11 protein-coding genes and 1 pseudogene are annotated in these 12,895 nt (G+C 69.0%); 6 read left to right on the top strand and 6 right to left on the bottom strand.

Annotation, left to right across the window (positions count from 1 at the left end; all coding sequences use genetic code 11):
* The first annotated feature begins 3 nt into the window (after nucleotides 1-3).
* The 3 genes from eboE (at nucleotide 4) to AB5J50_RS42485 (ending at nucleotide 3,947) form a co-directional block, all read left to right on the top strand.
* Entirely contained in the window at nucleotides 4-1,173 is a 1,170-nt protein-coding gene (gene eboE, locus AB5J50_RS42475) for a metabolite traffic protein EboE (RefSeq protein WP_369263935.1), read from the top strand.
* A complete protein-coding gene (locus AB5J50_RS42480; RefSeq protein ID WP_369263936.1) occupies nucleotides 1,170-2,597 on the top strand; it encodes an alkaline phosphatase family protein in 1,428 nt (475 codons plus the stop codon). Before eboE ends, AB5J50_RS42480 begins: the two co-directional genes overlap by 4 nt.
* Nucleotides 2,598-2,786: 189 nt before the next feature.
* Nucleotides 2,787-3,947, top strand: coding sequence for a sugar phosphate isomerase/epimerase family protein (locus AB5J50_RS42485; RefSeq protein WP_369263937.1), 1,161 nt, complete (start codon nucleotides 2,787-2,789; stop codon nucleotides 3,945-3,947).
* Between the two features lie 79 nt (nucleotides 3,948-4,026).
* Here the strand turns inward: AB5J50_RS42485 and AB5J50_RS42490 are convergent, their stop codons facing one another.
* From AB5J50_RS42490 to frc, 4 genes and pseudogenes are all read right to left on the bottom strand, one after another.
* Nucleotides 4,027-5,433, bottom strand: a complete 1,407-nt coding sequence (locus AB5J50_RS42490) for an OFA family MFS transporter (RefSeq protein ID WP_327433364.1) — start codon at nucleotides 5,431-5,433, stop codon at nucleotides 4,027-4,029.
* Nucleotides 5,433-6,821, bottom strand: coding sequence for an OFA family MFS transporter (locus AB5J50_RS42495; RefSeq protein ID WP_369263938.1), 1,389 nt, complete (start codon nucleotides 6,819-6,821; stop codon nucleotides 5,433-5,435). The genes AB5J50_RS42490 and AB5J50_RS42495 overlap by 1 nt, the downstream gene beginning before the upstream one ends.
* Nucleotides 6,822-6,939: 118 nt before the next feature.
* A pseudogene (locus AB5J50_RS42500) lies at nucleotides 6,940-7,065 on the bottom strand (hypothetical protein); the annotation flags it as partial.
* A 12-nt stretch (nucleotides 7,066-7,077) separates the two neighbouring features.
* Nucleotides 7,078-8,310, bottom strand: a complete 1,233-nt coding sequence (gene frc / locus AB5J50_RS42505; RefSeq protein WP_369263939.1) for a formyl-CoA transferase — start codon at nucleotides 8,308-8,310, stop codon at nucleotides 7,078-7,080.
* 165 nt (nucleotides 8,311-8,475) lie between these two features.
* Here frc and sucC point away from each other — a divergent pair, with 165 nt between their 5' ends.
* The 3 genes from sucC (at nucleotide 8,476) to AB5J50_RS42520 (ending at nucleotide 12,257) form a co-directional block, all read left to right on the top strand.
* Entirely contained in the window at nucleotides 8,476-9,606 is a 1,131-nt protein-coding gene (gene sucC, locus AB5J50_RS42510; RefSeq protein WP_369263940.1) for an ADP-forming succinate--CoA ligase subunit beta, read from the top strand.
* Nucleotides 9,607-9,617: 11 nt separating this feature from the next.
* Entirely contained in the window at nucleotides 9,618-10,550 is a 933-nt protein-coding gene (sucD, locus tag AB5J50_RS42515) for a succinate--CoA ligase subunit alpha (RefSeq protein ID WP_369263941.1), read from the top strand.
* Nucleotides 10,551-10,700: 150 nt separating this feature from the next.
* Nucleotides 10,701-12,257, top strand: coding sequence for an aldehyde dehydrogenase family protein (locus AB5J50_RS42520; protein ID WP_369263942.1), 1,557 nt, complete (start codon nucleotides 10,701-10,703; stop codon nucleotides 12,255-12,257).
* Here AB5J50_RS42520 and AB5J50_RS42525 read toward each other — a convergent pair.
* Together AB5J50_RS42525 and AB5J50_RS42530 are read right to left on the bottom strand one after the other, a co-directional pair.
* A complete protein-coding gene (locus tag AB5J50_RS42525) occupies nucleotides 12,247-12,453 on the bottom strand; it encodes a hypothetical protein (RefSeq protein ID WP_369263943.1) in 207 nt (68 codons plus the stop codon). The two genes, AB5J50_RS42520 and AB5J50_RS42525, sit on opposite strands and share 11 nt — an antisense overlap.
* A complete protein-coding gene (locus tag AB5J50_RS42530; protein ID WP_369265666.1) occupies nucleotides 12,378-12,881 on the bottom strand; it encodes an LLM class flavin-dependent oxidoreductase in 504 nt (167 codons plus the stop codon). Before AB5J50_RS42530 ends, AB5J50_RS42525 begins: the two co-directional genes overlap by 76 nt.
* Between the last annotated feature and the right edge of the window lie 14 nt (nucleotides 12,882-12,895).

Genomic DNA, 12,895 nt, shown 5'->3' on the forward strand with positions numbered 1-12,895 from the left:
GCGATGCGCTTCCGCCACCCCGACGGCTCCACCGTCCACCTCGCCTACTGCACCAACGTCCACCCGGCCGAGACCCTCGACGGCGTCCTCGCCCAGCTCCGTGACCACTGCGAACCCGTCCGCCGCCGCCTCGGCCGGGACCGCCTCGGCATCGGCCTGTGGCTCGCCAAGGACGCCGCCCACACGCTGGTCAGCGACCCGTCCGCGCTGCGCGGCCTGCGCACCGAACTCGACCGCCGCGGCCTCGAAGTGGTCACCCTCAACGGCTTCCCGTACGAGGGCTTCGGCGCCGAAGAGGTCAAGTACCGCGTCTACAAGCCGGACTGGGCCGACCCGGAGCGACTCGACCACACCACCGCCCTGGCCCGCGTCCTCGCCCAGCTCCTCCCCGACGACGTCACCGAGGGCAGCATCTCCACGCTGCCCCTCGCCTGGCGCACCGCGTATGACGACAAGCGCGCGGTGACCGCCCACAAAGCGCTGACCACACTCGCCGAACGCCTCGACGCCCTCCACGAACTCACCGGCCGCTCCCTCCGCGTCGGCCTGGAACCCGAACCCGGCTGCACGGTCGAGACCACCGCCGACGCCCTCGCCCCGCTTACCGCGATCGGCCACGACCGCATCGGCATCTGCGTCGACACCTGTCACCTCGCCACCTCCTTCGAAGACCCGCACACCGCCCTGGACGCGCTCACCGAAGCCCGCGTCCCCGTCGTCAAGTCACAGCTCTCGGCCGCCCTGCACGCCGAACACCCCCATCTCCCCGAAGTCCGCACGGCCCTCGCCGCCTTCGACGAACCCCGCTTCCTGCACCAGACCCGCACCCGTACGTCCGCCGGCCTGCGCGGCACCGACGACCTCGGCCAGGCCCTGGCAGACGACGCCCTGCCCGACGCCTCCCCGTGGCGCGCCCACTTCCACGTCCCGCTGCACGCGGCCCCCGCCGCGCCGCTCACCTCCACACTCCCCGTCCTGAGGGCCGCGCTGGCCCAGCTCGTCGGCGGCCCGCATCCGCTCACTCACCACCTGGAAGTCGAGACCTACACCTGGCAGGCCCTCCCGCCCGAGCTGCGCCCCCGAGCCCGCGCCCAGCTCGCCGACGGCATCGCCGCCGAACTCACCCTGGCCCGCGAACTGTTGACGGACCTCGGCCTCAAGGAGCTGCCGTGACCCAGCCGCAGGTACCGACACCGCAGCCCGAGCACGCCGGCGGCCGGCCCCGACCCACCCCTCTCCTCGTCCTGGACGTCGTAGGTCTCACCCCCCGTCTCCTCGACCACATGCCGCACCTCAAGGCCCTCGGCCAGTCCGGCTCCCGTGCCCCGCTCGGCACCGTCCTGCCAGCCGTCACCTGCGCCGCCCAGTCCACCTTCCTCACCGGCACCCACCCCTGCGAGCACGGCATCGTCGGCAACGGCTGGTACTTCCGCGAGCTCGGCGACGTACTCCTGTGGCGTCAGCACAACGGCCTGGTGTCCGGCGACAAGCTGTGGGACGCCGCCCGGCGCGCGCATCCCGGTTACACGGTCGCCAATATCTGCTGGTGGTACGCCATGGGCGCCGACACCGACATCACCGTCACTCCCCGTCCCGTCTACTACGCCGACGGCCGCAAGGAACCCGACTGCTACACCCGGCCCCCGGCCCTGCACGACGAACTCACCGAGAAATTCGGCACGTTCCCCCTCTTCCACTTCTGGGGTCCCGGCGCCGACCTCGTCTCCAGCCGCTGGATCACCGACGCGACCCGCCACATCAACCGCACCCGCCGACCGGACCTGACCCTCTGCTACCTCCCTCACCTCGACTACGACCTGCAGCGCTTCGGCCCCGACGACCCGCGCTCCCTCCAGGCGGCCGCGGACCTGGACGCGGCCATGGCTCCCCTCCTCGACGACGCGAAGGCCGAGGGCCGTACCGTCGTCGCGCTCTCCGAGTACGGCATCACGCGCGCGGACCGCCCCGTCGACATCAACCGCGCCCTGCGCCGCGCCGGCCTCCTCGACGTGCACACGCAGGACGGCATGGAGTACCTGGACCCGATGGCATCCCGCGCCTTCGCGGTCGCCGACCACCAGATCGCCCATGTGTATGTGCGACGCCCGGAGGACCTGGAGGCCACGAAGGCGGCGCTCGCCGGCCTGCCCGGTATCGAGCAACTCCTGGACGACGAGGGCAAGAAGACCCATCACCTCGACCATCCGCGCTCCGGCGAACTCGTCGCCGTCGCGGAGCCGGACGCCTGGTTCACGTACTACTACTGGCTCGACGACGCCCGCGCGCCCGACTTCGCGCGGCTCGTCGAGATCCACCGCAAACCCGGCTACGACCCGGTCGAACTCTTCATGGATCCCCTCGACCCCTACGTCAAGGTGAAGGCGGCCACGGCACTGGCCCGCAAGAAGCTCGGCATGCGCTACCGCATGGCGGTCGTGCCCCTGGACCCCTCACCTCTTCGCGGCAGCCACGGCCGCCTCCCCCTGAGCGACGACGAAGGTCCGCTCATCATCTGCTCCACCCCCCACGCAATCACCGGCCGCGTCGCGGCCACCGATGTGAAATCCCTGCTGCTCGACCTGGCAGGCCTCACCTGAAGAGTCCTGACGGGCTGTGACGAGCCCGTGTCGAGCGACTACGGAAAGTGAAACACGCGCCACTGGCAACGCGTCCGGTCACGCGTCCCACACGCGCCCGGCCCGTGTCCCGCACACCTCTGACCTGCACACGAGCCGCACACAGCCCGGCACCGTCAGAGTCCACCAGCGACCCGAAAGAGAGAAACCGTGACCGCGTTCAACGACGAATCCGGAACTGGCGACGCCCTGCGCCGCACTCTCGGCATCGACCGCCGCCGCTTCCTCAGCACCTGCACCGCCGCCGCGACCGCGGCGATCGCCGCACCCGTCTTCGGCGCCTCGCCCGCCGTCGCCCAGGACCTGGACAGAGGCCAGGACAGTGGCGGCGACGTCCTCGTCCCCCCGAACAGGCGCGGCATCATCCTCTACACCGTCCGTGACGCGACGGGCCGCGACCCGCTCGCCACCGATCTGCCCTCCGGTTTCCGCGAGGTCTTCCAGCAGCTCTCGCGATTCGGCTACCGCCAGGTGGAGTTCGCGGGGTACGGCCAGCACGCCAACGCCCCGGGTGGCGCGAGCCTTGAGTCCGTGGAGGGCGCCAAGCTGCTGCGTTCCTGGCTCGACGAGTATGGGCTGCGGGCGCAGGGCAACCACGGCTTCATACCGCCGTCCTGGCCCTTGACCACACCCGACCTGGACACCTTCAAGAAGCACCTGGAGATCGCCAACATCCTCGGCATGGCGCACATGGGCACCGGCGGCGACCCCACCGGCAGCGCCTACCGCGCCGACTGGGACGTGGCCGCCGACAAGTGGAACGCGCTCGGCGAGATCGCCCGTCGCGAGGGCATCAAGCTGTACACCCACAACCACGACGCGGCGTACGCCTTCCTGCTCGACGGTGGCCCGCTGGACGCCCAGGGTCGTCCGACCCGCAGCTCCGGCATCCGCAAGCTGGAGTACTTCCTGAAGATCACCGACCCGAAGGTGGTCTGGCTGGAGATGGACATCTTCTGGGCGCACGTGGCCCAGTACAAGTTCCACACGTACACGGCCCAGGACGGCTCCACCCAGGAGAGCGTCTTCGATCCCGCGGGGCTCGTCGCCCGCAACAACAAGCGCTACCCCCTCTTCCACGCCAAGGACGGCACCGTCAACACGACGAACGGCATGGGCTACGACATGGTGCCGTTCGGTACCGGAGTCATCGACTACACCACGTTCTTCACTCGTGTCGGGGCCCGGAATTACCACAACCCGATGGTCGAGCAGGACAACGCCCCGAGCGCCACCGACCCTGCTCAGTCGCTGAAGCACGCGAAGATCGGCTACGACAACCTCGCGGCCCTGCGCAAGAAGTGCGGTTAGCCGCAGCTGCGCCCGCGCGAACGGGCGGCCCTCCCCGCGTATCGCGGGGAGGGCCGCCCGTTTTCGTGATCTTCCTTGCTCAGCCCACGGGTTGCGGCTGTGGAACCGAGGTGTCCGCCGTGCTCCGCCCCGGCTGCCGCAGCAGCAGAGCGATCGCCGCCGCCACCATGGAGATGCCGCCGGCCAGCGCGTAGGCGCCGTTGTAGCCCCAGGCGGCCACCACCATCGAGCCGAGCCCGCCGCCGAACAGGCCGCTGATCAGCTTGCCGCTGTACACCAGCCCGTAGTTGGTGGCGTTGTAGTTCTCGCCGAAGTAGTCGGGAGTCAGGGCCGCGAACATCGGGTAGAAGGCCCCGCCGCCGAACCCGGAGAGGAAGGCGAAGAACAGGAACAGGGCCTCGCTGTGCATGTCACCGGCCCAGATCACGCCGAACTGGGCCAGACCCAGGACGACGATGACGAACACCAGGGTCTGCTTGCGGCCGTACCTGTCGGACAGCCAGCCCACCACGCCCCGGCCGACGCCGTTGATGACGGCCATGACGCCCATGGACGACGCCGCCACCAGCGGGCCGAAGCCCACTTCCTTGGCGAAGTCGACCTGGAAGGAGATCCCGAAGATCGACACACCCGCGGTCATGACGAGAGCGATCCACATGAGGGGGAGCATGCCGGTCCTGATGGCCTCCTTCGGTGTGTACTGCTTCACCGCGGGAGGGTTCTTGGCAAGGCTCGCCGCGCCCTTCTGGGTACTGCCGTAGGTTAGCGGGTCGATGTCCGCCGGCCACCAGTTCTTCGGCGGGTCCTTGAAGAAGAACGCGGAGGACAGCACCACGATCATCACGTAGCAGCCGATGAGGTCCAGTACCCGGTGGTAGTTGGCGGTGTCGAACGCGTAGTTGAAGATGAAGATGAACGGCAGGGAGCCGTACGCGAATCCGCCGTTGACGAATCCGGTCTTCGCGCCACGTCGCTCGGGGAACCACTTGCCGACCATGTTGATGCAGGTCGCGTACACCAGGCCGGACCCGATGCCGCCGATGACACCGAAGCCGAGGATCGCCAGGAGCACATTGCTCAGGTGCGAGAGGGCGAGGAAGCCGAGCAGGCACATGACCGACCCTGTGTACATGGCCTTGCGGGCGGTCAGGATTCCCTTCTCCCGCAGCCAGCCGGCGGGGAAGGCTATGCCGGCCTGGAAGAAGACCCAGACGCTCAGGATCCAGAAGGTGTTGCTCTGCGTCCAGCCGTGGGCGTGGGACAAGGTGTCCTCGGCCGAGCCGTACGCGTACTCGAAGACACTGATCGCCATCATGGCGAGCCATGGCAGATACACCATGAACTTGCGTGAGTGGCCCAGGATGTCCCGGTCCGTCTCGCCGATCCGGTAGACACGGCCCCGGGGGTCGGTGACTTCACGGTACGCGCGGTGCGAGGCGTCGGGGTCGCCCGACGCTTCCTTCGCGGCGATGGGTTCCGCCGTCATTACGCCATCTCCTCGCCAAGCGGTTGCGGGTTGGGAACGATGCTGCGGGCCTGCGGGCGGCCCGGAGACTTCAGGAACAGCGCCAGCACGGCGGAGGCCAGGCCGACGGATCCGGCGAGCACGAAGGCGCCGTGGTAGTCCCACGCGTCGACGACGATCGCGCCCATACCGGATCCCACGAGGCCGGAGATCAGCTTCGAGCTGTAGACCATTCCGTAGTTGGAGGCGTTGTGGTTCTCGCCGAAGTAGTCCGCCGTCATGGCCGCGAACAGCGGGAAGATCGCCCCGCCGCCGAAACCGGAGACCATGGAGCAGAACAGGAAGAACGGCATGCTGCCCATCTGGCCGGAGACCAGCACACCGAACTGGGCGGAGCCCAGCACGAGACAGACGATGATCAGTGTGTGGCGGCGGCCGACGCGGTCGGATATCCAGCCGATGACGCCGCGTCCGGTGCCGTTGACGATGGCCTTCAGAGACATCGCCGTGGCCACGATCCCGCCGGCGAAGCCCATGTCCTTGCCGAACGGCACCTGGAAGGCGATGCCGAAGATATTGATCCCGGCCGTGCACAGCAGACAGAACCACATCATCCAGAGCACGGGGGTACGAGCGGCCTCCTTGGGGGTGTACTGCTTCACCGCCGGCGGGTTCTTCTCCAGCGCCCGCCGGATCTTCGGGTCGTCCGACGCCTTCAGCGGGTCCACGTTCGCGGGCCACCAGCCTTTCGGCGGGTCCTTGAAGAACCAGCCGGCGACGGCGACGACGGAGCAGCACAGCAGGCCGACCGCCACCAGGACGCCCTTGTAGTTGCTCAGGTCCATGTACGAGGTGAACAGGAAGACGAAGGGCACGGATCCGTAGGCGAAACCGCCGTTGACGAAGCCCGTCTTGCCGCCCTTGCGTTCCGGATACCACTTGCCGACCATGTTGACGCAGGTCGCGTAGACGAGACCGGCGCCGATGCCGCTGCACATGCCGAAGCCGAGATAGGCGACGATCACATGCGGCGCGAGGGCCAGTGACAGATAGCCCAGCAGGGTGCCCAGCGCGCCCAGCAGCATCGCCGTACGGGCGGGGAGGCGGCCGCTCTCCCGCAGTTGCCCGGCCGGGAAGGCCACGGCCGCCTGGAAGAACACCCAGACGCCCATGAGCCAGAAGATGTGTCCGCTGCTCCACAGGTGAGCCTCGTGGAGAGTGTCCTCCGCCGACGTGAACGCGTACTCGGCGGAGCTGATGCCCATCATTCCTGCCCAGGGCAGGAAGACCATCCATTTGCGCTTGCGGCCCATGATGTCGACATCGGACTCGCCGACGCGATACACACGGCCGTTGTGGTCCGTCACCTCTTGATAGGGGACGGATGTGGAGACATCGGTGGTTGTCATGTTGCTCAAGCACCCCTTGCGTCGAAAGATCTGGTCAGCGCCCCCTGCCAAATGCCTTTCGTGCGCTCACGGGTCCCGGGGGTGGCCGACGCGCACCGTCGGCCGCCCCCGCGCACACTCATGTCATGAACGCGCCCCCCAACAGCCCTGCCGCGTGGGCCCAGCGGTCCTTCGCGCCGAGTACGGCCACCGGCTTCTCGGTCGTGTACGGGTAGGCGACGACCCCCCGCTCGTACAGGTACTGGCGGCCGCCACGTCAGATCACCCCGCTCGACTTGAGGAGGCGGAGTTCCTCGTCCCCGAGGCCGAGCTCGCCGATGTAGACCTCTTCGTTGTGCTCGCCGAGCAGCGGCGAACTGGTCACATCCACGGGGGAGTCGGAGAGCTTCAGCGGGCTGCCCACGGTCACGAACTCGCCCCGCTCGGGGTGAGTCACCTTCACAACCATCTCGTTGGCGGCCAGCGACTCGTCCTCGATGATCTCCTTGGTGGACAGGATCGGGCCGCACGGAATGCTGTGGGAGTTGAGCTGCTCCAGCACCTGCCACTTGGGGAGGGCGGACGACCACTCCTCGATGAGCTGGAACATCTTCTCCAGCTTGGGCAGCCGGACTTCTGGGGTGGCCCAATCGGGGTCGCCGGCCAGCTCGGGCCGGCCGATGAGTTCGCTGAGGGGCTTCCAGCCGACGGGCTGCACGATGACGTAGACGTAGTCGTTCGGTCCGCCGGGTGCGCATCTGATCGCCCAGCCGGGCTGACCGCCGCCGGAGGCGTTCCCGGACCTGGGAACCTCGTCGCCGAAGTCCTCGTTGGGATATTCGGCGAGTGGGCCATGTGCCAGTCGCTGCTGATCGCGCAGCTTCACCCGGCAGAGGTTGAGCACAGCGTGCTGCATGGCGACATTGACCCGCTGACCACGCCCGGTGTTCTCCCGCTGGAACAGCGCCGCGAGAATCCCCGCCACGGCGTGAATGCCCGTGCCCGAGTCACCGATCTGGGCTCCCGTCGCCAGCGGTGGTCCGTCCTCGAAGCCGGTGGTCGACATCGACCCGCCCATGGCCTGCGCGACGACCTCGTACGCCTTGAAGTCGGTGTACGGGCCTTCGCCGAAGCCCTTGATGGAGGCGTAGACGATACGTGGATTGATCTCGCGGATGCGGTCCCAGGTGAAGCCCATCCGGTCGATGGCGCCGGGCCCGAAGTTCTCGACCATGACATCGGAGCGGCGGATCAGTTCGGTGAGGAGCTGCTTGCCGCGTTCGGTCTTGGTGTTGAGGGTGATGCTCCGTTTGTTGCTGTTGAGCATCGTGAAGTAGAGGGAGTCGACGCCCGGGATGTCGCGCAATTGGGTGCGCGTGATGTCACCGGTCGGCGCCTCCAGCTTGATGACGTCCGCGCCGAGCCAGGCGAGGAGTTGGGTCGCTGAGGGCCCGGACTGGACGTGTGTCATGTCGAGGACGCGGATGCCTTCGAGAGCCTTGGTCGTCACAGGTCACCTCACTTGTCCGTTGCTTCGAGCCACCCTGGCGTCGCCACTCCCGGGCCACGTCGGCACATTGCATACAGTCGACGGATACTGTATGAAGATTGTTATCCCGCATCCGATGGGTGATGTCCAGGGGTCGTGCAGCACTTTTAAGACAGGAGCCGAATCATGGACCTGTATGAGCACCAGGCGCGGGGGCTCTTCGAAGAACACGGCATCGTGGTGCCGCGGGCCGAGGTCACGGACTCGCCCAAGGAAGCACGGGAGATCGCCCGCAGGCTTGGGGGACGCGTCGTCGTGAAGGCCCAGGTCAAGACGGGTGGGCGCGGCAAGGCGGGCGGTGTGAGGCTCGCCGCGGACCCGGCCGCCGCCGAGCTCACGGCACGGCAGATCCTCGGCATGGACATCAAGGGCCACACGGTCCGCAAGGTGATGCTGGCTCAGCCTGTCGACATCGACAGCGAGTTCTACGTCTCGTACGTCCTCGACCGCGCCGCCGGACGCTTCCTCGCGATCGCCTCCGCCGAAGGCGGCATGGACATCGAGGAGGTGGCCGCGACCAGGCCGGAGGCGGTGGCACGCGTTCACATCGACCCGGCGCAGGGCGTCACCTCGGCGAAGGCGACCGAGATCGCCGAGGCGGCCGGGCTGCCGCAGCAGACCGTCGATGTCCTGGTGCGGCTCTGGGAGGTACTGACGCGCGAGGACGCCGTCCTCGTCGAGGTCAACCCGCTCGTCCGCACCGCCCAGGGGCAGATCCTCGCCCTGGACGGCAAGGTCACCCTTGACGGCAACGCCCGCTTCCGCCAGGCGCGTTGGGGTGAACAGGACGCCGCGCACGACGACCCGCTGGAGGCGGAGGCCGCCGCCAAGGGCCTCAACTACGTCAAGCTGGACGGCGAGGTCGGCATCATCGGCAACGGCGCGGGCCTGGTCATGTCGACGCTCGACGTGGTCGCCGGCTGCGGCGCCCGGCCCGCCAACTTCCTCGACATCGGCGGCGGCGCCTCCGCCCAGATCATGGCCGACGGTCTCTCGGTCATCCTTTCCGACCCGGCCGTGAAGTCGGTCTTCGTCAACGTCTTCGGCGGCATCACCGCCTGCGACGCGGTCGCCGACGGCATCGTGCAGGCCCTGGAGACCGTGCGGCTGACCAAGCCGCTGGTGGTCCGCCTCGACGGCAACAACGCCGTGCGCGGCCGCGCCATCCTCGACGACCGCGCGCACCCCCTGGTCCAGCAGGCCACCACCATGGACGGCGCCGCCCGCCGCGCCGCCCAACTCGCCAACACCAGCTGAAGGAGCGGGACATGGCCATCTTTCTCACCAAGGAGTCCAAGGTCCTCGTCCAGGGCATGACCGGCGGCGAGGGGATGAAGCACACCCGGCGCATGCTCGCGGCCGGCACGGACGTCGTCGGCGGCGTCAACCCACGCAAGGCGGGCCAGCGCGTCGGCTTCGACGTCCCGCAGGGCCTGAACGGCCTGGGAGGTGACCCCATAGCCGTGCCCGTCTTCGGGTCGGTGCGCGAAGGAATGGCGGCGACCGGCGCGAACGTGAGCGTCGTCTTCGTGCCACCCGCCTTCGCCAGAGTGGCCGTGATGGAGGCCGCCGACGCGGGCATCGAACTCGCCGTCGTCATCACCGAGGGCATCCCCGTCCACGACTCCGTCGCCTTCCACGCGTACGCCGCCTCGAAGGGCACCCGGATCATCGGCCCCAACTGCCCGGGCCTGATCACCCCGGGTCAGTCGAACGCGGGCATCATCCCCGCCGACATCACCAAGCCGGGACGCGTCGGCCTGGTGTCCAAGTCCGGCACGCTCACCTACCAGCTCATGTACGAACTCCGCGACATCGGCTTCTCGACATGCGTAGGCATCGGCGGCGACCCCGTCGTCGGCACCACCCACATCGACTGCCTGGCAGCCTTCCAGGACGACCCCGACACCGAGCTGATCGTTCTCATCGGGGAGATCGGCGGCGACGCCGAGGAGCGGGCGGCCGCGTTCATCCGCGACCACGTCACCAAGCCCGTCGTCGGCTACATCGCCGGATTCACCGCGCCCGAGGGCAAGACCATGGGGCACGCGGGCGCAATCGTCTCCGGCTCGTCGGGCACCGCCCAGGCGAAGCAGAAAGCCCTGGAGGCGGTCGGGGTGCGTGTGGGCGGCACCCCGAGCGAGACGGCGCGGCTGGTGCTGGCCCAGCTGGAAACGGAGCGTGACGTCACTCATAGTTAATGCGAGGTGACTGCCGGAAACAAGGCGGCCTCACTACCTTCCCCCTTACGTACGCGACGCGACCACTGCTCGCGCGGGCCCGCGCACCCTGCGGTTCGGCAGCTGCCAGGCCCCCCGCCCCCGACTGTGCACCGAGAGCGGAGACACCGAATGACCAACACCCTCAACCCCGACACCCTTGTCGTGAAGTCCGGCACGTCCTGGACCGACGCCTGGCAGCGATGCCTCACCGTCGCCCCCGAGGCGTTCCGGGGCGACCGTGTCCTCAACCTCTGGGGCGCCGCCTGGCAGGCGGACGGCCGGGCGCTGCCCGCCACCAGCCCCGTCGACGGCAGCCCCATCGCGGGCCCGCCCCGGTTGGACGGTGCCACCGCCCAGCAGGCCGTGCGCGCCTCGCTCGACCAGCACCACGCCTGGCGCCATGTGCCGCTCGCGGAACGCCGTGCCCGCGTGGCGGCGACGCTCGACGCCCTCACCGAGCACCGCGAACTGCTCGCCCTCCTTCTGGTCTGGGAGATCGGCAAGCCCTGGCGGCTCGCGCAGGCCGACGTGGACCGGGCGATCGACGGCGTGCGCTGGTACGTCGACGGCATCGAGCCCATGGTGGACGGCCGGGCTCCGCTCGACGGACCCGTGTCCAACATCGCGAGCTGGAACTACCCGATGAGCGTCCTCGTTCACGCCATGCTGGTACAGGCATTGGCAGGCAACGCGGTCATCGCCAAGACCCCGACCGACGGCGGTGTCGCCTGCCTCACCCTGGCCTGCGCGCTTGCCGCGCGCGAAGGGATCCCCGTCACCCTCGTCAGCGGCAGCGGCCGCGAGCTCTCGGAGGCGCTCGTCCGCGCCCCCGAGATCGGCTGCGTCTCCTTCGTCGGCGGCCGGGACACGGGCGCCGCGGTGGCCACCGCCGTCGCCGACCTCGGCAAGCGGCATGTACTCGAACAGGAGGGACTCAACACCTGGGGCATCTGGAACTACACGGACTGGGACGCGCTGACGGCGGTCATCCCCAAGCTCTTCGACTACGGCAAGCAGCGCTGCACGGCCTACCCGCGTTTCGTCGTCCAGCGTGAGCTGTTCGACGAGTTCCTGGCCGCGTACCTGCCGGCCGTCCGCACCCTGCGGGTCGGTCACCCGCTCGCGGTCGAGCACCCCGACGACCCGTACCCCGTGCTGGACTTCGGCCCTGTCATCAACGCGGCCAAGGCCAAGGAGCTGCACGACCAGGTCGCCGAGGCCATCGACCGGGGCGCCGTCCCGCTGCACCGCGGCAAGCTGTCCGACGCACGCTTCCTGCCCGGCCAGGACACGGCGGCGTACGTCCAGCCCGTCACGCTCCTCAATCCGCCGCCGTCCTCACCGCTGCACCACGCGGAGCCCTTCGGCCCGGTCGACACCATCGTCCTGGTCGACACCGAGGCCGAGCTGCTCGCCGCGATGAACGCGTCGAACGGCGCGCTCGTCGCCACGCTCTCCACTGACGACGAGTCGACGTACGGCCGGCTCGCCCCGCAGATCCGCGCCTTCAAGGTCGGCCACGGCAAGCCCCGCTCCCGCGGTGACCGTGACGAACTCTTCGGCGGCTTCGGGGCGTCGTGGAGCGGTGCGTTCGTCGGTGGGGAACTGCTGGTGCGTGCGGTGACGCAGGGGCCGGTGGGGGAGCGGCTGCCCGGCAACTTCCCGGACTATCACCTCATGCCGTGAGGTGAGGATGGGCGGCGTCCGCGTCGGGGCGCCGCCCGTCGACCGGCTCGATGATCTCGTCCACCAACCAGCGTGCGACGCCCTGCGGATAGGGCGTCGGCAGGCTGAGGACGACATGGTTCACACCGATGCCGATGAGCTCGGCGACCACCGCACGGATGGCGCCGGGATCGTCGTACGAGACAACGATCTGCACGGAGCGCGTGGATCTCCCGCGGATCCCGGCCGATGTCCGCGCAGTGCGCGTCCAGTACGCGTCCGCGCTCGGCGATGAACCCGACGCCGTTGTGCGGCGGCCCGGGAACGTTCCAGATCGTCCTGCGTCCACATCCGCCGGAGGATGTCGACGGTCTCTGTGAGCCGGGCGATACCCTCGGCGGGCGGGACGAGCGTCAGCCCGTACGCCTCGTACTCGGCGATCGCCGGATTCTCGCCGACGATCCCGCCCGCGCCGGACGGCTGATGGGTGGTCGTGGCGATCTTTCCGAGGACGGCGGGTGGGCGGATCCGGTTACTGGTGACCAGCAGCCCGAGCCGCAGACGCTCGGTCTGGGCGGCCAGGGCGGCCAGCAGGGTCCAACTCTCGTATGTGCAGCTGCTGTTGGGCCAGCGCAGCGGAAGCAGGTGGTCCCAGAGTC

It is taken from the genome of Streptomyces sp. R35 (assembly GCF_041053035.1).
Lineage (GTDB): Bacteria > Actinomycetota > Actinomycetes > Streptomycetales > Streptomycetaceae > Streptomyces > Streptomyces lutosisoli.

Bases quoted from the DNA above. Each gene is read 5' to 3' on its own strand.
- eboE (WP_369263935.1), top strand. From the start codon at position 4: ATGCGCTTCCGCCACCCCGACGGCTCCACCGTCCACCTCGCCTACTGC.
- AB5J50_RS42490 (WP_327433364.1), bottom strand. From the start codon at position 5,433: ATGACGGCGGAACCCATCGCCGCGAAGGAAGCGTCGGGCGACCCCGAC.
- AB5J50_RS42495 (WP_369263938.1), bottom strand. From the start codon at position 6,821: ATGACAACCACCGATGTCTCCACATCCGTCCCCTATCAAGAGGTGACG.
- sucC (WP_369263940.1), top strand. From the start codon at position 8,476: ATGGACCTGTATGAGCACCAGGCGCGGGGGCTCTTCGAAGAACACGGC.
- sucD (WP_369263941.1), top strand. From the start codon at position 9,618: ATGGCCATCTTTCTCACCAAGGAGTCCAAGGTCCTCGTCCAGGGCATG.
- AB5J50_RS42520 (WP_369263942.1), top strand. From the start codon at position 10,701: ATGACCAACACCCTCAACCCCGACACCCTTGTCGTGAAGTCCGGCACG.